Source organism: Peribacillus sp. NPDC076916 (genome assembly GCF_050269675.1).
Taxonomy (GTDB): Bacteria; Bacillota; Bacilli; order Bacillales; family DSM-1321; genus Peribacillus; species Peribacillus aracenensis.
Map to the genome: position 1 here is coordinate 98,563 of NZ_JBNNIU010000007.1, position 21,440 is coordinate 120,002.

Consider the following 21,440-nt stretch of genomic DNA (forward strand, 5'->3'; position numbering starts at 1 on the left):
TACCTCCATTTTCTTAATAATCCGAAAATTCACATTAAAGACATGTAACCTACTTGTTTTGAAATCATTTGTGCCGATCGTATTACAGACTGAATAATTCTCGTTTTTTCTTTCCCAATCATATAATTTCGATCCCCGACAAGGTTAAGTGCTGCAATAACTTGGCCATTATAGGATTTAATGGGTGCTGCAACTCCATATAAACCATGATCATTTTCATCATCACTAATCGCAAATCCTTGTTTTCGGATGTCCTTTAATTCTTCATTCAATTGGTTGATGCAAGTAATCGTGTTAGTTGAGTGCTTCAATAGCCCTTTTGCAAGCGTAGGCTGAATAAAGGATGGGTTAAAGGCTAGTAATACTTTCCCGCTGCTCGTACAATGAGCTGGTTTTCTTGCTCCTATATATGTTGTCATATGCTCGGCATGAGGGGACGTCATTTTCATCACAAACCTGACTTCGCCTTCGTGAAACATACCGATGTGAGAATTACCTTTAAATTGCAGGACAAGATTACTGATAATTGGACCTGCCTCATAATGAATATCCTGCTGATACATGACTTTACTGCTCCACTCAAGTAACTTCCATCCAAGCCGGTACTTTCGATCTTTGCCTTGGATCAGCATCCCTTCCTTGCACATCGTTTTCACTAGATGATGAGATGAGCTTGGACTCATATTCAATTTTTCAGCTATTTCCTTATTTCCAAGTGCGGGTTCTTCATTAGTGAATAAATCAAGTATCTTTATAAGCTTCTCAACGGACGAAATCATGACGGCCCCCCTCCCCATTCAACTATTAAAATTACTGGTTAACCGCATCGATGGCTACTTGCATCGGTTTGTTAAGCACTTCATCAACCATGTTAAAGTTGTTGTTTTTCTTATATTTATTATAAAAAATCGCTCTTTTCCGAACTGGATCACCCGTGTAATAGCGTTCGTATTGAAGAAGGCGCTGTCCAAACGCTTCCCCGCATAAATCCCAAGCAAGTTTAAACACGCGAACTCGCTCTTCCGCTGAAACCCCGCTACGTCCTCCATAATATTTATCGATATCAATGCGCAATTCGGGATTATCAAAGTCGGCCCCTGTCGGAGACATCAACAGCCCTCCAGCTCCAATGGTCTGGATAACCTCTATGGCACGTGGATACATCTCTGGAAGGAAACCGCGAATCGTTTCCAATGCATCCGGATTTGGCCGGGCCTCACCGTAGTCATTAATCGTGTACTCATATTCCGCTACCCGAAGCAGCGAACGGATGACTTCCACAGATTGAACAAGTTCACCCAAATCACGCTGAACATGCAGGAATCCATCGACTCCGATAGAGTCTGCCACTTTACAAGCGACTTCAACGGCAAATGCCAGTTTAATATATCCACGCACGCCTGATTGGTGAGCAGGCTGTTCAGCGATTCCCGTCATTGGATACAAGCGGTTTGCCGCCTCCACATTGTTGTATAAGAAGACACGATTCCAAGGAACCAGAACATCATTAAATACAAGCAGGGCATCCATTTCCTCATAACGGGAGGCCAGTGGATGGTCAAACATCGAGCGTGTTCCGTCCTGCATTGGTTCCCGGCAGATAATGCGCAGTCCAGGCGTATCGATCGGCAGTGCAAATGCTACCGCATGACGTTCATCCCCTGGTGTGAATCCTGGGAAAGAATAGATAATCACTTCATCTGTAATCGGTGCCAGCGTTGCTAACATTTTTGCACCGCGAACAAGTATTCCTTCTTCTCTTTCCTCAACTGTCCCTAAGTGGGTATATGTTTCTTTTTGTTCATGAGATTGCTTGCTTCGATCATTTTGAGGGTTAATGATTGCATGCGTCAAGAATAAATCATTGTCACGAATATAGGCATAATAATCCTTGATGTTCTTTGACCAGTCTTTGTTGTATTTATCAAGAAACCAGGAATTATGTGCCATGGAAGTGACCACGACATTTAAAAAGTCCGGCGTTCTCCCCATTAGTCCATATGTCATCCTTGCATACACTTCAAATAATTTACTTCTTTTTTGCAAATCCTCCGATGTCTTCGGGAATAAGAAAGCATTATTAACACGTTCCCCGGTCTCTTTGCAAATGTGGGTGATTTCATCTTGATATTCCGGGTCATGTTGAATGTCATACAACCTCGCAATTTCTTGTATCGGCTGCTTAAAAATTGGCTCATTATAAATATCCTCGACCACTCTTCCACCAAGCCAGACTTCTGGCTTTCTCGATTTAATTCTATTAATATATTCTTCACCGGTTTTAATGCCCATAAGAAACCCCCTCATTTTACTAGTTGTTTAGCAGACCCCATTTTCCCTCGATGAAAGTAAGCGCTTTCAAATCTTCGAAATGTAACTCCTGGATCTTACCGATGAACAATACATGATCACCAGCCTCAAACTCTCTTCATGGTTTGCATTCCATCCAGGCAACACTCCCATTTATTTTTGGCATAATCCCCTTGTTATTCCAGTCGTTTACCGCCCGCAAATTTCCATGCAATAGATTCTTGCTCATCCGACAAAATATTATTGGTAAAAGATTTATCTTTCATGCTAGTGCAGGCTTTTGCTTCATTATGAATTGATACTAAAGCGAGCGGGGAATCCAAGGAAACCTAGGTAAATGAATTCACATTTGAACTTTCCCATCAAGACTCCGGTTGGGAATTTACCAGAGCAATTTCTCAACTCGCGCTCATCCATCTAATCACCTCCTACTCTTTCATTATGAATTCATTATAGTAAACTTAATAATTTTAAAAATCATATAATTTCATATTATGAAATTTAAGGGATTTTTTTTAATAGCTCGTTTTATTTGTGAATTATCGTAAAAAGACTTTCATTACCGCATTAACAAAAATCAGTGTTAAACTATCCATGATCATTCGTATTTCCAGCTTTGGTCATTTCGACTCGAATATATGAAAGTGGTGAGGGAAGTTTCAATTTTGCGTTCCTTAAGAAAGATCTACCAATTTTTTGTGGATATACCTTTAAAAAAAGGAGTGGTTTTGAATGACCGTTACGAGGTGAAAACTGTAATCGGTACAGGAAGCTATGGTATTGTTTACCTTTGCAATGATTTGAAAAAGAATGAGAATATAGTGATCAAGCAGCTCCGGAATAGTAAACGCCGCAGCAAAAAAGAGCTGAAACAGTTTGAAAATGAAATGACCATTTTACAAATGTTAAACCACACAAACATCCCCAAATTTCACGAGAATTTTTCATATGGCGGAAATGTTTATTTTGTGATGGATTTCATTGCAGGGGATAATTTAGAAGCCCATATTTTCTCGAATCAATTAACGTTCAATGAGAAAGAGTCTCTATTTTTTCTGGATGAGCTGGTCGGTTTAGTAACTTATCTACATGGCCATGACATTTGCCATCAAGATTTACGAATACCAAATATTTTACTTAAGAACCATCAGCCCATTTTGATAGACTTTGGTTTGTCTATAATGATCAATTCGACAGATCTCGCACAAGAATCCATTTTAGAGCTGAAAAGGCAGGATTTTTACGACTTGGGGGAAATACTTCTATATGTACTTTATACGACGTACGCTTCCAAAAGTAAAAAGGCTCTTCCTTGGACAGAAGAGCTTTCGTTAGAAAAAGAAACCGTGCATATTCTGAAAAGGTTATTAAGCATCCAAGAACCTTATTCAGATATCAAGGAAATCTCAATGGACCTGCAGGCTGCATTGAAGTCACAGAAATTGAATTAACTGCTGCTGCCACGCCCCTTTCTCTTGTAGCGGTCACTACCACTCATGGGATACCTTTTAAACCCTCGGCTGCTGCTGCCTCGGCGATAATGACCATGTCTTCGCTCACTGCTTCCTTGGGAAAGCTGTTTGATTTTTTTCATTATTTTCTTCAGCATATCTTTCACCTCTTTTATTATGGTTTTAAAGCTTGTTATTCATTTAGCCTAACATAATCACAGTATAAACCTTATTAATAAATACTATAATTTTTTCATATGTGTTACTTTCTATTACTAACCGGGTAAGTTGAAATGACTATAAACATAAAAAACCTGGCGAGCATTGCATCGCCAGGTTTTTTTCTTCGTTCATCATTTATTTTACAGCGTCTTTTAATTCCTTACCTGCTTTAAATGCCGGTACTTTACTAGCTGCAATTTGTATTTCCTCGCCAGTTTGCGGGTTTCTTCCTGTACGGGCAGCACGATCACGCACTTCAAATGTTCCAAAACCAACTAATTGGATCTTTTCTTCTTTAGCAAGTGTAGCAGTGATTGTTTCAAACAATGCATCCACTACTTTTTTTGCTTCGTCTTTTGTCAGTTCAGCTTGTGCTGCAACACTGCTCACTAATTCTGTTTTATTCATATGAACACCTCATCCTTTTATTTTGTATAAAGTATGTAGAGAAGACAACATAACATATCTTGTATGCCCCTGTCACTTATTATGGCTAAAATAAAAGGAATTGCAGCTCTAAATTGAGCTTTTTTGAAGATAAAAGGGCTTGGATTAACATTAACTTTCTGCAGTTTCCAGCTGCAGCCATTGATAGATGGTATCCATATCAATGTTTTCCTCCAAATGGGAAGCCAAGAGATTGTAAGCTTCCTCCCTACGCTCCGAGTCGCTTTGGACGTTCTCCTTCACTTCTTCCAACCCCTTGTTCCGTCGAATTTGGTTAACTAGCAATCTAGTGAACAGGCGATTATGGAATATCCCATGAAGATATGTTCCCATTACCTTGTTGTCATTGGAAATGGCTCCATCCTCTCTTCCATCCCTCAATAAAAGAAAGGGCCTTACTTGCGACTTCAATGTCGTTCTGCCTAAATGTATTTCGAAACCGTTAAGATTCATTTGACCTTCCATTATCCCGGCAGAAAGGATACCTTCCATTTGTACTGTTTTCTTTTCTGCCTGAAAAACGGTTTCCACCGGAAGAAGCGAGAGCCCGTACGCGTTCTCACCGTCACCTTCGACCGCATCAGTATCGAATAGTTTAGTCCCTAGCATTTGAAAACCGCCGCATATGCCAAAGATCATCGTTCCTTGTTTCCGCAGTTCTTTGATGGCCCGATCCAACCCCATACGATTCAACCATTTTAAATCTTCCATCGTGTTTTTTGTACCAGGCAAAATTACCAGATCGGGATTACCTAACTCATGGATACTGCTTACTAGGCGGACACCTACTCCGGGTTCATCAAAAAAAGGATCCACATCTGTAAAATTGGAGATCCGCGGAAATCTCAAGACGGCTACATCGATCGGAAACTCAGCCTTTTTAGGTTTTTTAAAACGTAAGGAAGAAAGGGCAAGTGAATCTTCCGCTTCAATATTCACGTCTAGATAGGGCAGTACCCCGAGAACCGGAATCCCGGTTTCCTTTTCCACCCATTCAATGCCATCGTCCAACAATTCACGCATGCCACGAAATTTATTGATGATGATCCCCTTTACACTATCTCGTTCATCTTGATCCAATAAAGCAAGTGTGCCGATGATGGAGGCAAATACTCCACCACGATCAATATCGGCCACCAAAATGACTGCCGCATCCGTGAGTTTAGCCATTCGCATATTTGCGATATCCCGGTCCTTAAGGTTAATTTCAGCCGGACTTCCTGCCCCTTCGAGTACGATGATGTCATAGTCTTCTTGAAGTTTTTCGACCGATTTACGGATGATCGGCATGGCTTCCTGGACAAATTGGGACCGATAGCTTTTTGCATCCATATCAAGAAAATGCTTACCGTGCACGATGACTTCCGAAACCATATCCTGCTTTGGTTTCAGTAATATCGGATTCATATCGGTCGTTGCCGTGATCCTTGCTGCTTCCGCCTGTACCCCCTGAGCACGTCCGATTTCACCGCCATCCAAGGTTACATAAGAATTCAAAGCCATGTTTTGTGATTTGAATGGTACGACACGTAATCCTTTATTGGAAAATACCCGGCAAAATGCCGTACAAATCAAACTTTTCCCTACATCAGACGACGTCCCTTGTATCATGATGGATCGTGCCTTCATTACATTCACCCCCTTAAAACTCTAATCCTTTGACAGCGCCGATGCCCTCGTCATAATAATGCTTGGTCGCCTCAATCGATGAAACCAAATCTGCCATTTCCATAAGCTCTGGCTTGGCATCCCTGCCGGTAATGACTATGTGCATATGAGCGGGACGACTTCGAATCGCATCGATGACTTCAGTCAATGGCAAGACATCTTCGATCGGGAATTTGGAAATCGCCAATGCATTGTTCAACTCATCCAAAACAAGTAAATCAATGCCGGGATCACTAAGGGCCAGTCTCGCCTTTTCCCAAGCTAACGACAATGCGTTGCGATGCTCTTCTGGAGTTTTGGTCCATGTAAAACCAATACCTAGCTGTTCCATTTCAACTCCTAATTTTTTCAAAGCCAATGCTTCCCCATATGTACGCTCTGGAGATTTTATGAACTGAAGGTATTTGACATTCATTCCTCTGCCGATTGCCCTTAAAGTCACCCCTAATGAGGCAGTCGTCTTCCCTTTCCCGTTACCTGTATAAATAAGCATTAATCCTCTGCGTGCCACTCACTCACCTACCTTCATAGCCAAACTGTTTTTTCTATGTATGAAGTCCTTTTAGTTGCAGGAACCGGTTGATCGCCTTTAGGGTATCCGACAAAAATGGTGCCGATCACTTTTTTGTTTTCAGGTGAACCGATAAATTCCTGCAGGCGTTCATCCCTGACAAGGCCCACTCCTCTAGTGCGCCAAACGAATCCGAGACCAAGTCCTTTTGCGGCAAGCCACATCGAATGGACGGCACAACAAGAAGCGAATACATTGTCTTCGGATGAATCCGGATCATCAGGCAAAATATCGGAAGTCACGACGATGATAAGCGGTGTCGTCTTTACAACTTCCAGTGAACTTTCAATCAATTTCGGTTTGGTCGGGAAGCGTTCATGTAAATACCTTTCAGCCAATCTTTCATAACGCTGCTTCGCCTCTCCCTTGATTACATAAAAACTCCAAGGTTCACGCAATCGATCGTTAGGGGCATAGGTAGCCGCTTCCAATAGCTGCCTGATTTTTTGGTCTTCCACTTCTTTTTCTTCGTAATTCCTTATTGCCCGGCGTTCCTTCAGTTCTTGAATGATGGACATTCCGACTCATTCCCTTCAATAATGGACTCTGATTCAATCACTTTTTCAAACCATTGGATTTTTTCTCTTAATTGGACGACATCCCCTACTAGAAAGATTGATGGATTTTGAATTTCTTCTTTTATAGCCTTCATAGAAATCGAACTCAAAGTACCGGTAATTGTCCTTTGATTTTCTGTCGTACCCCATTCAATGACAGCCACTGGCGTATTGCCGTCCCTTCCATGCTCCATCAATTTTTCACAGATAAACGGCATATTACCTATTCCCATATAAAAGGCGATGGTATCGATGCCCTGAGCCAATGCCTGCCAATTCAAGTTATCCTGCCCCTTGTAATCACGGCCATGGCCTGTCACAATCGCATAACTTGAGGCATGATCACGGTGGGTCACCGGGATGCCCGCATAAGCCGGTGCTGCGATTCCCGCCGTGATTCCTGGAACGATATCATATTCAATCCCGTTAGCAGCCAGTATCTCCGCTTCCTCACCGCCCCGCCCAAAGACAAACGGATCTCCACCCTTCAGACGGGTGACGTTTTTCCCCTGTAAGGCTTTTTCCACTAAAAGTTCATGTATTTCATTTTGAATGAGATGATGTTTCCCTGGTGATTTCCCGCAATACACCAGTTCTGCATCTTCTTTTGCATACGTTAATAATTCTGGATTGACAAGCCTGTCATATGCAATGACATCCGCCTTTTGGATACATTCCAGTCCATATACCGTAATCAGTTTCGGATCTCCGGGACCCGCACCGACCAGATGAACTTTTCCCGGTTTCATGCTCGCGCCTCCTCTTAATCTTCAAAAAATATCTTTTACTTGTCGATAGTTTCATGGGCAGATCTTTTTTTTTGTTTAAAGCAAGCATCGATCCAGTTCTTTGCAAGTGTTGGATTGGAAGCAAAATGAAAGTGCGTATACCCAGCAACAAGGTTACCCAATACACACCCCTCTTGTTTTGAACCGAATCTACCTTTAGCTTCATAAGCATGTGTAAGTTCATCATCCGCTTCAAATGTCGAGTAGTGGAATTCATGTCCTTTTGCCTGCTCCATTTCATTAATCAAAAAATTGCCTGGAGTTCCTGTAATTTCTCGATACCCTAGTGCTGCAAGTTTTTTCTGCATTTTAATCCTGCCCGGAATAATACCTGCCATCTGATGCTTTTCTCCGGAAGTCGTTTCAATCGATTTGCTCAAAAACATGAAACCGCCACATTCCGCTAGAGTCGGCATCCCTTTTTCAATGGAGATTCTGATGGATTTGATAGCATCCACATTACCGGAAAGTTCAGCTGCAAACTCCTCAGGAAAACCGCCTCCAAGGTATAAACCATCAGCATCCAATGGAACTTCATCCCCTTTCAATGGAGAAAAATACTTGATGGTCGCCCCAAATGCTTCAAGCAACTCAAGGTTTTCCTGATAATAAAAATTGAAGGCTGCATCTTTTGCGACGGCAATGCACACTTCCTTTTCATTTTGGGGTTGAAATATATTTGAGTTTCCACTGGAAACGGGGCATGTCTTGGATAAATGGTACAACTGATCGATATCGATCGTTTCCATGACTAATTGTGCAAGCCTATCGAAAAACGGATTTAGTTCCCCGCGTTCAATAGCAGGAATTAAACCCAAATGACGGCTAGGAATATCAATATCCATTTCCCGCTTCATATAACCCAGCACCGGTACATCGCATTCTTGCTCAATGGCTGATTTGACAATTTTGTAATGCCCCGCACTTCCCACTTGATTGGCAATTACACCAATGATGTCCGGACCGGTCGAAAAGGCCTGAAATCCTTTTACGATGGCAGCTGCACTCCGTGCCATGCTGGCACAGTTGACTACCAACAGGACAGGGCTTTGCGTGATGATGCTGATTTCAGCCGTCGATCCTGTATTGGATAAAGGACTTTTGCCATCGAAGAAGCCCATGACTCCTTCGATGATCGATATATCAGATCCGTTACCTGCTTTGGTAAGAATTTCCCGGACAGTGTCATGTTCGAACATCCAACTGTCAAGATTGCGTGAAATCCGTCCTGTAACCGCTGTATGATAAGTAGGGTCAATATAGTCAGGGCCACATTTGAACCCTTGGACAGTATAGCCTTTCTTTTGGAGGGCTGCCATGATTCCGATGGTCAATGTCGTTTTACCGACACCGCTTCCGGTACCCGCAATTACCAATCTTCTATCGTTCATATTTGCTTCTCCCTCCTTAAAAAGGTATGATGCCAACTGAAATGGTTACGTTACCCGATTTTTTCTTAACCAGCTCCAATTGTTCAGCTTTAGCATAAATCCTCACAGCCGGTTCACTCACACCATATGCACCCGTGTATTTAAATACTGTTTCCGATGGCGCTTCGATTTTGGCTTGATTAAGCTCTTCCGGTTCATAATGCACGAATTCCCAGCCGTATTTTTCAACTACTTCAATCAAGCCGATTTCGTCTTTCTTCAAGGAAATTGTACAGATCGCTTTAACGCTTTTTAATGAAAACGATAATTCCGCTAGTGTTTCTGCAATCACCTGCTCAATTTCAGCTGCCGCTGTTCCCCTATTGCACCCGATACCGAGAGCAATGACTTTTGGCCGATATACGATCCCATTTTCAAGGATCCCATTTTCCGAATGGCTAAGAATACGGTGAGTTACAACCAGCGCTGCTTGCGGCTTTGCTTGAAGCGCTTCTTCAATGGATGGGTATACGATTATGCGTTCGGGTAATGCCGTTTCATAAGTCCACCAATTCCGTTCACCTGATTCCTGTACAACGGCAACATGCTCTTCATTTACAACGGATGCACTCACTGGAGTCAATTTTTCTGCAGAATCCCAAATCCAGCCGAAGCGCTGTCCGAATAAATCGACAGGAATCGTTTTTTGAACATCCGAAGCCGTGGTGATTATAGCTCTTGCATCCAGGGCTGCAGCAACTTCCTTAGTCAGTTCATTCGCTCCTCCCAGATGCCCTGACAGTACACTGATGACATTTTCCCCTTTATCATCAATGACAACGACACCCGGATCCGTTTTCTTATCCTTCAAAATTGGTGCAATCATCCTGACTACCGCACCGAGTGAAATAATTAATATGATTCCTTTATATTCCTTGAATAAAGCGGGTAATAGCATACGAACACTGCCCGAAAAAAGCTGGATCTGTTTATGCTCTTCGTCCCCTTTTTCAAACTTGCTCATGTAATATAGATCGGAATTCGAAAAAACAGTATGTAATTTTCGTGCCAGCTCGACACCATGCTTTGTAATCGCCACTATCGCATAAGTATGAGACCGTTTAATGGGAGCAAGTTCCGCTTCTTTCAGTTCAATGATCATGGCTTAACACCTTTTCTGAAACCGTGGGTAAAACTCGCATCATATAATTTGGATCGGTATTCATCTTTATCATGAATGGTAGGGTCCAACGCCCATCCAGCCAAAATCATCGCATGCTTGCGGATACCATTTCGACGCATATCATCATCTAAGTTCACTAACGTGGTACGGACGATTTTTTGGTCCGGCCATGTTGCCCGTTGAATGACTGCTATCGGAGTATCATCCTTCCAACCGGCTTCTTGGAGTTCTTTAACGATTTTTTTAGTCAAGGTCGCACTCAAGAAAAGGGCAATCGTACAGTGGTGACTTGCCAAATCACGTAACTTCTCAAATTCCGGAACAGGCGTACGTCCTTCAGCCCTCGTCAATATGAGTGTCTGAGTTAAATCAGGGATAGTCAGCTCTGCTCCTATTGCAGCTGCCGAGGCGAATACCGAACTTACTCCCGGGATCACCTCATAACCAATACCCTCTTTCTTCAAAAGGACAATTTGTTCCATGATTGCACCGTACATGGCAGGATCCCCTGTATGGATTCTAGCAACCATCTTTCCTTCTCTAACACGCTCAACCATGATGCCAACAATTTCCTCCAAATGCATACCTGCCGTTTTTAGCACCTCGGCATCGGGCTTTGCCTTAGCAATCAATTCTTCATTCACCAATGAATCCGTATATAAAATCACATCAGCCGTTTGGAGAATGTTCAATCCTTTTACAGTTATCAAATCCGGGTCACCCGGGCCAGCACCTACAATATATATCTTCATTTTCTCACCACCATCAATGTTAAGTATTCTAGTTCAAGTCCTTCCAATTCACTCACTTTCCAAATCACTTCTTCATCGGAAGTGACTTTGGTTACGACCGAGGCCTTTTCAAGCAAGTCCAAATCTTTTAAAACGGTAATCATTAAATCGATGACCTTTGCCACTTTGATGAACACCACGGCATCATGATCTTCGATCGCCTTCTTCATCGCTTCATAGTCATCCCTTGCAGGAACTATCGCAACATGATCATCACCATCAGCCAAAGCGATGCCCAGCCTTGACGCTGACCCATTAAAAGAAGAAATGCCCGGGACTGTCTTGATTTCGACTTCGGGATGCAGCTCCTGCATCAATTTCATCATATGTATGAACGTACTATATAAAAGCGGATCGCCTTCCGTAACGAAAGCAACATCTTTACCTTCATTTAATTTTTGCCAAACTTTTTCGACCGTTCCGTTCCATTCCCGATCCAAAATCGCTTGATCTTTCGTCATCGGAAAAACCAGGCCCAGCATATCCTTCTCTTCAGGACGAATGTAAACTTCAACAATGCGATGGGCGTAGCTTTTACTCCCTTTTCTTTTTTTGGGATACGCAATGACCGGAGATTCCTGAATCACGCGAAATGCCTTTACTGTAATAAGCTCTGGATCGCCCGGGCCCACGCCAAGGCCATATAATGTACCAAGATTACTCATTCATGTCTTCCTTTCTTTGTGCAGTAATGATATATACAGGATTAAGCGGAACAAATCTGTTCATTCCCAAAATTGGCTTACTTCTGGAGATTTGGGCATGCATGATGGAAGTGTGAAAACCAGCTTCAGCAAATGCCTCATTAGCCCTGTAAAGATTCTCAATCGTCGCGGCATTCAGAACGATTCTGCCGCCATCTTTCAGTCGTTTGCAGCATGTATGGATGAGATCTGCCATTTCGCCGCCAGACCCGCCAATGAAAATCGCATCAGGATCCGGAAAGGTTTCCAGTCCTTGCGGAGCTTTTCCATGAATGGCCGTTATATCAGTACGGAATTTACGCTGGTTTTGATAACAGTTTTCTAAATCAGGCTCATTTTTTTCAATTGCGAAAATTTGGCCTTCGGATGCAAGCTTGGCCGCTTCAATTGCCATTGAGCCCGTACACGTCCCAATATCCCAAACGGTGCTGTTTTTCCTAAGATTCAACGCATGCAGGCTTAATACCCGAATTTCCTTTTTGGTTATGAGACCTTTGTCGGGTTTCCGCTGCGAAAATTCTTCATCTTCTATCCCCAAGGACCAGCTTGGACCTACTGATTTTCTTTTCAAAATGACGACATTCAACGGCGAGAATTCCCGCTCCACCATTTCTTCAAGTTCATACCAGCCAGAGTCTTCGGTTTCTCCTTGAAGATTTTCAGCCACAAATGCCCGGTATTCAGTCATTCCGAATGAAATGAGATATTTAGCAAGTTGATTTGGACTATTTTCGATGTCAGTAAGCAAAGCTACTTTCGCCTTCCCATCTATCCTTTGGGCCAGACCTTTCATACTGCGGCCATGAACACTGACTAGGAAGGCATCTTGCCAGCTTTCACCCATTTTTGCAAAAGCAAGCTGAATTGAGCTGAAATATGGGTAAACCTCTATGTTGATTTTGCTGGAAAGATAGCCTCCCATTCCATAAAACAATGGGTCACCAGAAGCTAAGACAACTGTTGGACGAGTTTCATCCTGCAGTTGTTCCACCACCTTTTTCAAACCACCCTTTATGACAATCTTCTTGCCAGAATAGTTCGGAAAAAACGATAAGACCCGTTCACCTCCGACCAGAACTTCACTTTCTTCTATCCATTGGGCATATTGGGGCAGCAAGCTTTCCTGACCGTTATCCCCTATCCCGATTAATTTAATCGATTGACTCAATTCCAACAGCCCTTCCCAGTAATTGTCCTTTCAACGAATAAATCGCCGTTTCCATTTCAATTCCGCCCTTCACTTGCTTTATGGCAGAATGACAGCAGGATTCACATAGTTTATTAAAAAAATCAAAATTATTTATCGCTGACATCATGTCCCCGACTTGGGACGCCGTGTTTGCATTCTTGATTTCAAGAACAAGATCATCTTCAGCTCCGACGCTTTGGGCTATTTCCGATAGAAAACCGAAGTCGACCGGGGCACTTTTTGAATGCACCATCATCACACCTTGGGCCACTTTGGAGAATTTCCCCATCATGCCGACCAATGATACCTTTTTAATTCCCTGTCTCTTACATTGCTTAAGTGAGAAGCCCACAAAGTCACCCATTTCTATAAAGGCTTCCTCAGGCAAATCCTGGAGAAGGCCCATCGCATACTTTTCACTGCGCCCGCCAGTAGTTAAGACAAGATGCTCACAACCACTCGCTTTGGCGACACTGATAGCCTGGACGATGCTTGCCATATAGGCTGAGCTGGAAAAAGGGACGACAGTGCCCCTTGTTCCTAAAATGGAAATGCCTCCCACAATCCCCAAGCGGCCATTTAATGTTTTTTTCGCTATTTCTTCACCTGCTGGCACGGAGATGACGACTTTCACTCCTCTATCGATCTTAAATTCTTCCAATGTTTGTTCCACAGTGGTTAAAATCATTTTGCGCGGTACAGGATTAATGGCCGCTTCTCCTACGGGGACAGGAAGCCCGGGTTTGGTCACACGACCCACACCTATCCCTCCATCCAGGATAATCCCAGGTGCCTCCGACCAGCTGACAGTAGAGATAATATGTGCCAGATGGGTGGCATCGGGATCATCTCCGGCATCTTTGATCGTTTCAGCACTAACCGCATTTTCCGATATATCATATTTCTCAATAGTGAAAGTGGCATCTCGCCCGATGGGCAAGGAAATCGTCGCTTCATCAAGTGCATCCCCCGTGATCAATGCAGTCAATGCAGCTTTAGTCACGGCAGTCGAACATGCCCCTGTCGTATACCCATGACGCATTTGTGAGGGGTCCTTTTTTACTTTCTTTTCCATGTTTTTTAACTATCAGCTAAAAGGGAAATCGCGTTCAATGCAGCAACAGTGACAGTACTTCCGCCTTTTCGACCAATATTCGTAATGAATGGAACTTCCGTGATCTTAGCGAGTTCCTCTTTCGATTCTGCTGCAGAAACAAACCCAACAGGCATTCCAATGATTAAGTCTGGTTTTGCAATCCCTTCTTTAATAAGACGAATGAGCTCAAGTAAAGCTGTAGGTGCATTGCCAATGGCATAAATGCCCCCTTCATTTTCTTTAACGGCTTTTTGCATCGAAATGATCGCCCTTGTCGTATTCAAACGTTTTGCTTCGACCATCACATCCGGATCTGAAATATAGCAATGAACGTCCCCGCCGTGTTTTTGAAATCTTTTTTTGCCTGTACCGCTCTCGATCATTTGCACATCCGCAATGACATGTCTACCTTTGCGAATGGCTTCCACACCAGCTTGAATGGCATTTGGATGGATGATGACACTTCTTCCCAATTCAAAATCCGCTGAAGCATGAATGACCCGGCGGACGATCTTCCATTCATCTTCAGAAAAATCATGATTGCCCATTTCTTCAGCTATGATCGAGAAGCTATAATCATATATTTTGTCTGGGTCTACCGTTAGTGGTTTAAAATCCGTTTTAAAATCCATCTTGCATTCCTCCTATTTTTCATTTAGTTGTTTATTCAACTCGGCGATGACATGATCAAAACTGGAATGAACATTTTGATAGTCAACATCCGGTCGCGATATCATGATCGTCTCTATTCCACATTCCAACGCTGCTTCCAATTTCTCATCAACCGCACCGACCTTGCCACTTTCTTTCGTAATCATCAATGTGACGCCATACTGTTCATATAGAGCTTTATTTAATTCTTTGGAAAATGGCCCTTGAATCGCAACGATATTTTTTTGTTCAATGCCCAGCTGCGCACATTTTTCCATATTGTCCATGCGCGGCAGCATTCTCGCTATGACTCTTGTATTCTCTAGCCCTACCAATTCTTTTGCGAACACGGCCAGGGTTTTACTCCCTGTCGTGAGCATGATGACTCCCCGTTTCACAGCGGCAAGCTTGGCAGCTTCCTCATAATCACGGACAACTATCAATTTATCATTCTGAAACCGTTGACTTTCACGCTCATAACGAATATAAGGGACATTTGCTGCCTTTGCTCCGTTAAGGGCGTTCTTGGATGCTTCTTCGGCAAATGGGTGACTTGCATCAACTACAGCCTGAAAGCCTTTTTCAGAAATTAAAGATGTCATATCCTCTGCAGTTAAGCCGCCAATCTGGGTGGATATGCCTGCATCTTGCAAACTTTTAGCCGCCGATTCGGTTACAACAGTTGCCAAAACCTTGAATCCCACCTGCTGCATCTCAATCGCTAATTCCCTTGCATCACTTGTACCCGCCAAAAACAAAATCATTTTGACGTCCCCGCCACTTGCCCATCGTGATCATGATTATGATCGTGATCATGATGGTGATCGTGGTCATGATGGTGATGATGGTGGGCATGTCCATGTTCCTCGACATGTTTACGATAGTTTTCCAAATCACGTGCCCCGCTTGATCTGCCCTCACTAGCTTCAATTACACGTTCTTGCAGAATGTTCTGTAATGTTGGATGATATCCAAAATACTTCGCCAAAATGAATTCTTGATCTTGATATTGCACTTGATAGCCTTTCAGCATATCCTCCATTCTTTCCATCAACACCCCTGTGAAGAGGAAATATGGCAGCATCACTACTTTTTTTGCCCCTAAGCGGATGCATCGTTCAATACCTTCGTCAACGTGCGGGTCCGTTACACCCATGAAAGATGCTTCGACCCATTTTACGTTCAATTTTTCCCATAATAATCGTGAAATTTTATATATATCACTATTTGCATCAGGATCACTGCCACCTCGGCCAATCAGCAATATTGCTGTCTCAGCCTGTTCAGAAGCTGGATCGAATCCCGCTTCCTCAAGACGGTCTGTCAGGATTGTCAATATATCATGGTGGACCCCGATCGTTTGGCCATATGTGAATTTCACTTCTGGATACTTTGTTTTCCCATCCTCTATTTCAGCTGGGATATGTAATTTCGAATGTCCTGCATGCAACAAAATGATCGGTATGACGATAACTTCAGAAGCCCCTCGTTTTACACAATTATCAATGCCTTTGGATATATTCGGTGCCGCAAATTCCAAGAAGCACGTTTCTACAAGGAAGCGCCCATCCAATGCCGGAATCATATTTTCAATAAAATGAAGGACTTCTTCGTTTCCCGAAGCCAAGCGGCTTCCGTGTCCTACGAACAAAACTGCTTTCATTTATTTTCCCCCTCTTGATTAGTCTTCACAAGGCGCAGGCTCTATGTTTATTTTGGGAGCGATGTCCTGATAAGAAAAATTCTGTATCTTTTTCGAACGTTTGAAGTATTTAAAAAGCCGCTCATTTGGATGGGCATTTTGCTTATACTCCGTGACAATATCAGTAATCAGTTCAACAAGCTGTTCAGGTTCAATGCCTTCCGCAACAGGCTGACCTGGATGGGCTGTTCTTCCAACCGGTTTAGCTCCAAGAAATAAGTCAAACTTCCCTTTTCGAAAGACAATCCCGATATCATCCATCACAGCACTATAACAAGCCATTCCACACCCATTAAAACCGATGTTAAGTTCCTTTGGCATTTTCATTCCGCCAAGCACCCGATGTATTTCATCCGCATAAGGAATGGATTCGGTTTTTTCACCATCACAGAAATCACATGCTTTTAATGTCAGTACATCTCCAATCGGTGATAATAGAAAGTTTGCTGATTGCAATTTCCCCGTAATGACTTCCGGATCCATTGTCGGAATCTTTAATACGATTTTATGATTTGGCGTGTATTCCATCGTGCCCTTTTCCCCGACAACTTCCGCAAGTGTCATCATTTGTTTGGGAGTGAATTGTTTATTCGCCACACCTGGACTAACGGCAAGTTCGAATACCGACTCCATTTTTTGCTGAACGATCGGCTCAAAGGATTGCTGAACGGTTTGCCCCTTGACTCTTGACAGTGCTTCCATTGCCATTTCAAAGGAATCTGGCTTCTTTTCAGGTGCTTTTGTAAGTAATCCAACTCCTCCAGAGGATTCGGTGAAGGCTTCTTGATCTAATGCCCACGGTTCCGCTTCTTTTTGCAGACGCTGATGCGGCTTCAATGGTTGCTTTTCCGAATTCAAAGTATATTTCCTCTGATACCCTCTTGGTGTGATGATTTTGTCATCATATAAAAAGGTGGATGAATTACCAATAATAACGGTGGTCAACATTCCAATATCGTGATTCAACATATCTTTCAAATTGGTTATGACAATATCCTGCCTATCTCGATATGCACTTTTCACCAACCCGACAGGTGTATCGGGCGAACGGTAGCTAAGGAGAATGTTCTGTGTTTCAACAATTTGTCTCGTCCGCCTGCCGCTGCGCGGATTATACAGGGCAATGACAAAGTCTGCCATTGCAGCTGCTTCAACCCTTTTAGCGATCAGTTCCCAAGGAGTTAAATGATCACTGAGGCTGATTGTACACGAATCGTGCATGACTGGTGCCCCAAGTAAAGATGCACAAGAGTTTATTGCAGAAATGCCAGGAATGACTTCAATGCCCACTCCAGTTTCTTCTTTCCAGCCTTTTTCAATCAATACTTCATAAACCAACCCAGCCATCCCGTAAACTCCAGCATCCCCGCTGGAGATTACCGCAACTTTCTTACCCAGCTCCGCTTGTTTCACTGCTTCCTGAGCACGTGATACCTCTTCAGTCATCCCCGTACTAATAATCGTTTGATCTGTAAGCAGTCCCTGAATGAGTTCAACATAAGTTTTATAACCAATGATGTAGTCACTTTCTTGAAGGGCTTCGACAGCACGTTTGGTAATGTGTTCAAAATTCCCTGGTCCAAAGCCCACGACGAATAATTTACCGTTTGTACTCATTAAGACATCTCCTTTCACGCTTTGTTCTTTGAAATACCCGTATGAGCAGGAAAATTTGGATTGGGTGCCATTTCCCCATCATTGAATTGGTAGATCATTTGTGGAACAAACTCCCCATCATCGATATGGCTGACAATTTGGCGACCGAAATCAGGTGTCTCCACTCGATACCAGTTTCCTTGAGGATAGGCAATCACAACGCAGGCATCCTTACATCTTCCGTTACACCGTGTCCTGGTTGTATGGATTTTCATGTCCAGTCCTTTGGAAGTAATTTCATCGCGAATCGCCTGGGTTACTTCTTCCCCGCCCTTTTTCATACAGCTGCTTCCATTACAAATCAACAGATGTGTATTTGTACCCATTAAGTTCCAAGTAGTCATGTTCTTCCTCCTGCGTTCAGGGAAAAGGCAAAATAAAAAACCTTAACATAAGAGTCAAGGTTTAAAAAAACTATATGGATGAGGAGCCCCAGGCAAGAATGCCCAATCTCCCAAAATCGTCATAGTCCTTCTACCTTTCCCTCCGAAAAGTATCATGCAATTTTAAAAGCAGGTTTCCTGGCTTACGCTTCATTTTACCTTGTCCCTTCCCGGCAACAATGCCAGTGGCTATCGACAATTTCATCAGCGTTTACAGTAGCGGGGGCTGCATCGGATTTTCACCGATTTCCCTATTATCCCTTGCTTATTCACACAAGGGCACTTTTAAAATGAAATATTTGGTTTTATTATACATTTCTAACTAACTTTATCTATCATATAACAACTTTATCAAAATTCAATAGTTTATTCCGACTGTTTAGAAAAGTTTAATAGTGTATATCCTGTCAACAAGCCTTTCCTTGCAACAAATTTAGTCAAAAAAAAAAAGATAGTGTAGCTGGAATTATTTCTTTATGGTACACTATACGAGAATTTTCTAAATAATTACATAAGTTTTATGGTGTTGAATTTTTCGGAATTCAGCTTAAAAGGGAAGCCGGTGAAAATCCGGAGCGGTCCCGCCACTGTAAAGGGGAGTCCTATTACTTTAACTATTCCACTGTCAAATGAGATGGGAAGGATGTAATGGGATGATGAACCAAAGCCAGGAGACCTGCCATGAAGCGTGAAACTGTTTCAACCTACGAGGATGGGTGTGCGGATCAGGCAGAAAGGCCCATGGTTGGTTTATGCTGCAAAATTCCTGTTCATTACGCACTTCTTTCCTTTGAGAGAAGTGCTTTTTATGTTGGGCGCGCCTTTCTTCTCAAGATTGATCAGAAAAATTAAAAGTTTTGAAAGGAGAAAGAATGAAAAGAACCAATTGGAAGACCATTTATTTTGTCATTTTACTGCTTTTCGTTCCAAAACGGGCAATGGCCATGCATATCATGGAGGGCTTTTTACCCATTGAATGGGCTATATTCTGGTGGGCCGTGACGCTTCCATTTTTAATCCTGGGTTACCGGTCCATTAGATCCAAAGTAAGGGAAAACCCAGAAACAAAAATGATGCTTGGCTTATCGGGTGCATTTGTATTCATTTTATCTGCCCTAAAGATTCCTTCCGTTACCGGAAGTTCGTCACACCCTACCGGAGTTGGTTTGGGCTCCATTTTATTCGGACCATTGGCCATGAGTGTCGTTGGCTCCATCGTTCTGTTATTTCAAGCCGTTTTACTGGCTCACGGAGGATTGACGACATTAGGGGCCAATGCATTTTCCATGGCCGTTTGCGGACCGCTCATTGCTTACTTCGTCTTCAAGGGCGCAACTAAATTAGGTTGGTCCTTTTCATTTTCCGTGTTCTTGGCTGCTGCTTTTGGAGATTTGGGAACCTATGTGGTAACTTCCATTCAACTTGCTCTTGCTTTTCCATCCGAGGTAGGAGGGTTCATGGCCTCTTTCAGTAAATTTGCAGGGATTTTTGCCCTGACCCAAATTCCCTTGGCAATCAGTGAGGGGTTATTGACAGTCGTCGTGATGAATTTCTTAAAAAAATACAATCTAGGCGAATTGAAATTGCTGCGAGTTTTATCTAAGGAGGCCCGTTAACATGAAAAAAAGTTTACTGTTGCTTTTCCTGGTCGTCGTTCTTGCTACCATACCGTTACTCACCCAACAAGGAACGGAATTTGGCGGTGCCGATGGAGAAGCTGAAAAAGCCATCACCAAAATCCAGCCGGAATACAAACCATGGTTCAACAGTATTTGGGAGCCGCCAGGTGCGGAAACCGAAAGTTTATTATTTGCGCTGCAAGCTGCAATCGGAGCCGGTTTCATTGGTTATTTCATAGGTGTAACGAGACAACGGAATAAACAAACCAAACAGGAAATTCCCGGAAAATCGAAGCATGTTACTCATTGATAAATATGCCTATTTCAATGGGCTAAAGGATGTACATCCGTTGGAAAAGATGGTTTTTGCACTCTCCCTTATGCTATTTTCGTTAACGGTAAGGGATATGACCGTTTCGCTCATCACTTTTACGGTGATGAGCGCTTTAATCATTTTTGCGGCAAAAATCCCGCTTTCTTATTATCTTAAATTACTTCTATTACCGGGATTTTTTATACTATCAGGAACAATTACCATCCTTTTTTCTTTTACAAGCAAATTTACTTCGTTTTCGAATATATGGTGGTCCTGGAAGGTCGGGAACTGGCAAATATTCATCAGCGATGACAGCATAGGAACAGTGATCAATTTGATCACTGTCGTATTAGGCAGCATCAGCTGTTTATATTTCCTTACCTTAACTACACCCATTACCGTCATACTATCTGTGATGCGAAAACTTAAAGTGCCTTCCTTATTGGTCGATTTAATAGAATTGACCTATCGCTTCATCTTTATTTTTTTAGAAACGGCTTTGGCCATTCACCAATCACAAGCTTCACGGCTGGGGTATGGTTCGTTAAGGAAAGGCATTCGATCTCTCGGATTACTAACCTCATCATTATTTTTAGGAGTATTGCAGCGCTCTGGACATTTGACGATGGCCATGAACGCAAGAGGCTATCAGGAGAACCTTTCCTATATCGAGGATACTTACACCTATTCCTCACGCAATTGGCTGATCGCGATTGTAATACTAGGAAGCTTAATCTTTATTAATGGATATTTGTAAATTGGAGGC

The 21,440-nt window shown here is 42.8% G+C and carries 25 protein-coding genes and 2 riboswitches; of the genes, 5 read left to right on the top strand and 20 right to left on the bottom strand.

Going from position 1 to position 21,440, the window contains the following annotated elements:
• Positions 1-29 precede the first annotated feature (29 nt).
• The 3 genes from ACQKFG_RS19590 to ACQKFG_RS19600 form a co-directional block, all read right to left on the bottom strand.
• Positions 30-779: an IclR family transcriptional regulator gene (locus ACQKFG_RS19590; RefSeq protein ID WP_349729475.1), complete on the bottom strand. Its 750-nt coding sequence runs from the start codon at positions 777-779 to the stop codon at positions 30-32.
• 31 nt (positions 780-810) lie between these two features.
• Positions 811-2,292, bottom strand: coding sequence for a 4-hydroxyphenylacetate 3-hydroxylase family protein (locus ACQKFG_RS19595; RefSeq protein WP_192204544.1), 1,482 nt, complete (start codon positions 2,290-2,292; stop codon positions 811-813).
• A gap of 306 nt (positions 2,293-2,598) precedes the next feature.
• Positions 2,599-2,727, bottom strand: a complete 129-nt coding sequence (locus tag ACQKFG_RS19600) for a hypothetical protein (RefSeq protein ID WP_427561941.1) — start codon at positions 2,725-2,727, stop codon at positions 2,599-2,601.
• Positions 2,728-2,975: 248 nt separating this feature from the next.
• Between ACQKFG_RS19600 and ACQKFG_RS19605 the strand changes: the two genes are divergently transcribed.
• Complete coding sequence (locus ACQKFG_RS19605; protein WP_427561944.1) at positions 2,976-3,761, top strand: serine/threonine protein kinase; 786 nt, start codon at positions 2,976-2,978, stop codon at positions 3,759-3,761.
• Here ACQKFG_RS19605 and ACQKFG_RS19610 read toward each other — a convergent pair.
• From ACQKFG_RS19610 to ACQKFG_RS19690, 17 genes are all read right to left on the bottom strand, one after another.
• Positions 3,758-3,919 (bottom strand): hypothetical protein, encoded by a 162-nt coding sequence (locus ACQKFG_RS19610; RefSeq protein ID WP_427561947.1) that lies wholly within the window; start codon positions 3,917-3,919, stop codon positions 3,758-3,760. The two genes, ACQKFG_RS19605 and ACQKFG_RS19610, sit on opposite strands and share 4 nt — an antisense overlap.
• A gap of 199 nt (positions 3,920-4,118) precedes the next feature.
• A complete protein-coding gene (locus tag ACQKFG_RS19615) occupies positions 4,119-4,391 on the bottom strand; it encodes an HU family DNA-binding protein (RefSeq protein ID WP_076371466.1) in 273 nt (90 codons plus the stop codon).
• 150 nt (positions 4,392-4,541) lie between these two features.
• The gene (locus tag ACQKFG_RS19620) at positions 4,542-6,059 is read right to left on the bottom strand and encodes a cobyric acid synthase (RefSeq protein ID WP_427561950.1); all 1,518 of its coding nucleotides are present in this window, start codon (positions 6,057-6,059) and stop codon (positions 4,542-4,544) included.
• A 13-nt stretch (positions 6,060-6,072) separates the two neighbouring features.
• Positions 6,073-6,609 carry a cob(I)yrinic acid a,c-diamide adenosyltransferase gene (locus tag ACQKFG_RS19625; RefSeq protein WP_353871961.1) on the bottom strand — a complete coding sequence of 179 codons (537 nt, stop codon included), beginning with the start codon at positions 6,607-6,609 and terminating at the stop codon, positions 6,073-6,075.
• Positions 6,610-6,623: 14 nt separating this feature from the next.
• A complete protein-coding gene (locus ACQKFG_RS19630) occupies positions 6,624-7,187 on the bottom strand; it encodes a nitroreductase family protein (RefSeq protein WP_427561953.1) in 564 nt (187 codons plus the stop codon).
• A complete protein-coding gene (gene cobA, locus ACQKFG_RS19635; RefSeq protein ID WP_427561956.1) occupies positions 7,166-7,975 on the bottom strand; it encodes a uroporphyrinogen-III C-methyltransferase in 810 nt (269 codons plus the stop codon). Before cobA ends, ACQKFG_RS19630 begins: the two co-directional genes overlap by 22 nt.
• Before the next feature lie 35 nt (positions 7,976-8,010).
• Positions 8,011-9,405, bottom strand: coding sequence for a cobyrinate a,c-diamide synthase (locus tag ACQKFG_RS19640; protein ID WP_427561959.1), 1,395 nt, complete (start codon positions 9,403-9,405; stop codon positions 8,011-8,013).
• A 16-nt stretch (positions 9,406-9,421) separates the two neighbouring features.
• Complete coding sequence (locus ACQKFG_RS19645; protein ID WP_370662537.1) at positions 9,422-10,546, bottom strand: cobalt-precorrin 5A hydrolase; 1,125 nt, start codon at positions 10,544-10,546, stop codon at positions 9,422-9,424.
• Positions 10,543-11,319 (bottom strand): precorrin-4 C(11)-methyltransferase, encoded by a 777-nt coding sequence (gene cobM, locus ACQKFG_RS19650; RefSeq protein WP_260286189.1) that lies wholly within the window; start codon positions 11,317-11,319, stop codon positions 10,543-10,545. Before cobM ends, ACQKFG_RS19645 begins: the two co-directional genes overlap by 4 nt.
• Complete coding sequence (gene cobI, locus ACQKFG_RS19655; RefSeq protein ID WP_098371853.1) at positions 11,316-12,023, bottom strand: precorrin-2 C(20)-methyltransferase; 708 nt, start codon at positions 12,021-12,023, stop codon at positions 11,316-11,318. The genes cobM and cobI overlap by 4 nt, the downstream gene beginning before the upstream one ends.
• Entirely contained in the window at positions 12,016-13,230 is a 1,215-nt protein-coding gene (cbiE, locus tag ACQKFG_RS19660; protein WP_427561964.1) for a precorrin-6y C5,15-methyltransferase (decarboxylating) subunit CbiE, read from the bottom strand. Before cbiE ends, cobI begins: the two co-directional genes overlap by 8 nt.
• Entirely contained in the window at positions 13,214-14,326 is a 1,113-nt protein-coding gene (locus ACQKFG_RS19665) for a cobalt-precorrin-5B (C(1))-methyltransferase (RefSeq protein WP_427561967.1), read from the bottom strand. Before ACQKFG_RS19665 ends, cbiE begins: the two co-directional genes overlap by 17 nt.
• 5 nt (positions 14,327-14,331) lie before the next feature.
• Positions 14,332-14,979: a precorrin-8X methylmutase gene (locus ACQKFG_RS19670; protein WP_034312499.1), complete on the bottom strand. Its 648-nt coding sequence runs from the start codon at positions 14,977-14,979 to the stop codon at positions 14,332-14,334.
• A gap of 12 nt (positions 14,980-14,991) precedes the next feature.
• Positions 14,992-15,762, bottom strand: coding sequence for a precorrin-6A reductase (gene cobK, locus ACQKFG_RS19675; protein WP_427561970.1), 771 nt, complete (start codon positions 15,760-15,762; stop codon positions 14,992-14,994).
• Complete coding sequence (locus ACQKFG_RS19680) at positions 15,759-16,661, bottom strand: sirohydrochlorin chelatase (protein ID WP_427561973.1); 903 nt, start codon at positions 16,659-16,661, stop codon at positions 15,759-15,761. The genes cobK and ACQKFG_RS19680 overlap by 4 nt, the downstream gene beginning before the upstream one ends.
• 18 nt (positions 16,662-16,679) lie before the next feature.
• The gene (gene cobJ / locus ACQKFG_RS19685) at positions 16,680-18,317 is read right to left on the bottom strand and encodes a precorrin-3B C(17)-methyltransferase (protein WP_427561976.1); all 1,638 of its coding nucleotides are present in this window, start codon (positions 18,315-18,317) and stop codon (positions 16,680-16,682) included.
• A gap of 14 nt (positions 18,318-18,331) precedes the next feature.
• Positions 18,332-18,700: a (2Fe-2S) ferredoxin domain-containing protein gene (locus ACQKFG_RS19690; RefSeq protein ID WP_192204532.1), complete on the bottom strand. Its 369-nt coding sequence runs from the start codon at positions 18,698-18,700 to the stop codon at positions 18,332-18,334.
• 150 nt (positions 18,701-18,850) lie between these two features.
• A riboswitch (cobalamin riboswitch) is annotated at positions 18,851-19,041 on the bottom strand.
• 202 nt (positions 19,042-19,243) lie between these two features.
• Positions 19,244-19,437, top strand: a riboswitch (cobalamin riboswitch).
• Between ACQKFG_RS19690 and ACQKFG_RS19695 the strand changes: the two genes are divergently transcribed.
• The 4 genes from ACQKFG_RS19695 (at position 19,421) to cbiQ (ending at position 21,431) form a co-directional block, all read left to right on the top strand.
• The gene (locus tag ACQKFG_RS19695) at positions 19,421-19,591 is read left to right on the top strand and encodes a hypothetical protein (RefSeq protein ID WP_179086154.1); all 171 of its coding nucleotides are present in this window, start codon (positions 19,421-19,423) and stop codon (positions 19,589-19,591) included. It overlaps the preceding riboswitch by 17 nt.
• A 20-nt stretch (positions 19,592-19,611) precedes the next feature.
• Positions 19,612-20,355 carry an energy-coupling factor ABC transporter permease gene (locus ACQKFG_RS19700; protein WP_427561981.1) on the top strand — a complete coding sequence of 248 codons (744 nt, stop codon included), beginning with the start codon at positions 19,612-19,614 and terminating at the stop codon, positions 20,353-20,355.
• Between the two features lies 1 nt (position 20,356).
• The gene (locus ACQKFG_RS19705; RefSeq protein ID WP_342615626.1) at positions 20,357-20,668 is read left to right on the top strand and encodes an energy-coupling factor ABC transporter substrate-binding protein; all 312 of its coding nucleotides are present in this window, start codon (positions 20,357-20,359) and stop codon (positions 20,666-20,668) included.
• The gene (gene cbiQ / locus ACQKFG_RS19710) at positions 20,655-21,431 is read left to right on the top strand and encodes a cobalt ECF transporter T component CbiQ (protein WP_427561984.1); all 777 of its coding nucleotides are present in this window, start codon (positions 20,655-20,657) and stop codon (positions 21,429-21,431) included. Before ACQKFG_RS19705 ends, cbiQ begins: the two co-directional genes overlap by 14 nt.
• Positions 21,432-21,440: the final 9 nt, after the last annotated feature.

What these genes read in the sequence shown, in the direction of transcription:
- ACQKFG_RS19590 (WP_349729475.1), bottom strand. Translation starts at nt 779, where the DNA reads ATGATTTCGTCCGTTGAGAAGCTTATAAAGATACTTGATTTATTCACT.
- ACQKFG_RS19595 (WP_192204544.1), bottom strand. Translation starts at nt 2,292, where the DNA reads ATGGGCATTAAAACCGGTGAAGAATATATTAATAGAATTAAATCGAGA.
- ACQKFG_RS19600 (WP_427561941.1), bottom strand. Translation starts at nt 2,727, where the DNA reads ATGGATGAGCGCGAGTTGAGAAATTGCTCTGGTAAATTCCCAACCGGA.
- ACQKFG_RS19610 (WP_427561947.1), bottom strand. Translation starts at nt 3,919, where the DNA reads ATGCTGAAGAAAATAATGAAAAAAATCAAACAGCTTTCCCAAGGAAGC.
- ACQKFG_RS19615 (WP_076371466.1), bottom strand. Translation starts at nt 4,391, where the DNA reads ATGAATAAAACAGAATTAGTGAGCAGTGTTGCAGCACAAGCTGAACTG.
- ACQKFG_RS19620 (WP_427561950.1), bottom strand. Translation starts at nt 6,059, where the DNA reads ATGAAGGCACGATCCATCATGATACAAGGGACGTCGTCTGATGTAGGG.
- ACQKFG_RS19630 (WP_427561953.1), bottom strand. Translation starts at nt 7,187, where the DNA reads ATGTCCATCATTCAAGAACTGAAGGAACGCCGGGCAATAAGGAATTAC.
- cobA (WP_427561956.1), bottom strand. Translation starts at nt 7,975, where the DNA reads ATGAAACCGGGAAAAGTTCATCTGGTCGGTGCGGGTCCCGGAGATCCG.
- ACQKFG_RS19640 (WP_427561959.1), bottom strand. Translation starts at nt 9,405, where the DNA reads ATGAACGATAGAAGATTGGTAATTGCGGGTACCGGAAGCGGTGTCGGT.
- ACQKFG_RS19645 (WP_370662537.1), bottom strand. Translation starts at nt 10,546, where the DNA reads ATGATCATTGAACTGAAAGAAGCGGAACTTGCTCCCATTAAACGGTCT.
- cobM (WP_260286189.1), bottom strand. Translation starts at nt 11,319, where the DNA reads ATGAAGATATATATTGTAGGTGCTGGCCCGGGTGACCCGGATTTGATA.
- cobI (WP_098371853.1), bottom strand. Translation starts at nt 12,023, where the DNA reads ATGAGTAATCTTGGTACATTATATGGCCTTGGCGTGGGCCCGGGCGAT.
- ACQKFG_RS19665 (WP_427561967.1), bottom strand. Translation starts at nt 14,326, where the DNA reads ATGGAAAAGAAAGTAAAAAAGGACCCCTCACAAATGCGTCATGGGTAT.
- ACQKFG_RS19670 (WP_034312499.1), bottom strand. Translation starts at nt 14,979, where the DNA reads ATGGATTTTAAAACGGATTTTAAACCACTAACGGTAGACCCAGACAAA.
- cobK (WP_427561970.1), bottom strand. Translation starts at nt 15,762, where the DNA reads ATGATTTTGTTTTTGGCGGGTACAAGTGATGCAAGGGAATTAGCGATT.
- ACQKFG_RS19680 (WP_427561973.1), bottom strand. Translation starts at nt 16,661, where the DNA reads ATGAAAGCAGTTTTGTTCGTAGGACACGGAAGCCGCTTGGCTTCGGGA.
- cobJ (WP_427561976.1), bottom strand. Translation starts at nt 18,317, where the DNA reads ATGAGTACAAACGGTAAATTATTCGTCGTGGGCTTTGGACCAGGGAAT.
- ACQKFG_RS19690 (WP_192204532.1), bottom strand. Translation starts at nt 18,700, where the DNA reads ATGACTACTTGGAACTTAATGGGTACAAATACACATCTGTTGATTTGT.
- ACQKFG_RS19695 (WP_179086154.1), top strand. Translation starts at nt 19,421, where the DNA reads ATGAAGCGTGAAACTGTTTCAACCTACGAGGATGGGTGTGCGGATCAG.
- ACQKFG_RS19700 (WP_427561981.1), top strand. Translation starts at nt 19,612, where the DNA reads ATGAAAAGAACCAATTGGAAGACCATTTATTTTGTCATTTTACTGCTT.
- ACQKFG_RS19705 (WP_342615626.1), top strand. Translation starts at nt 20,357, where the DNA reads ATGAAAAAAAGTTTACTGTTGCTTTTCCTGGTCGTCGTTCTTGCTACC.
- cbiQ (WP_427561984.1), top strand. Translation starts at nt 20,655, where the DNA reads ATGTTACTCATTGATAAATATGCCTATTTCAATGGGCTAAAGGATGTA.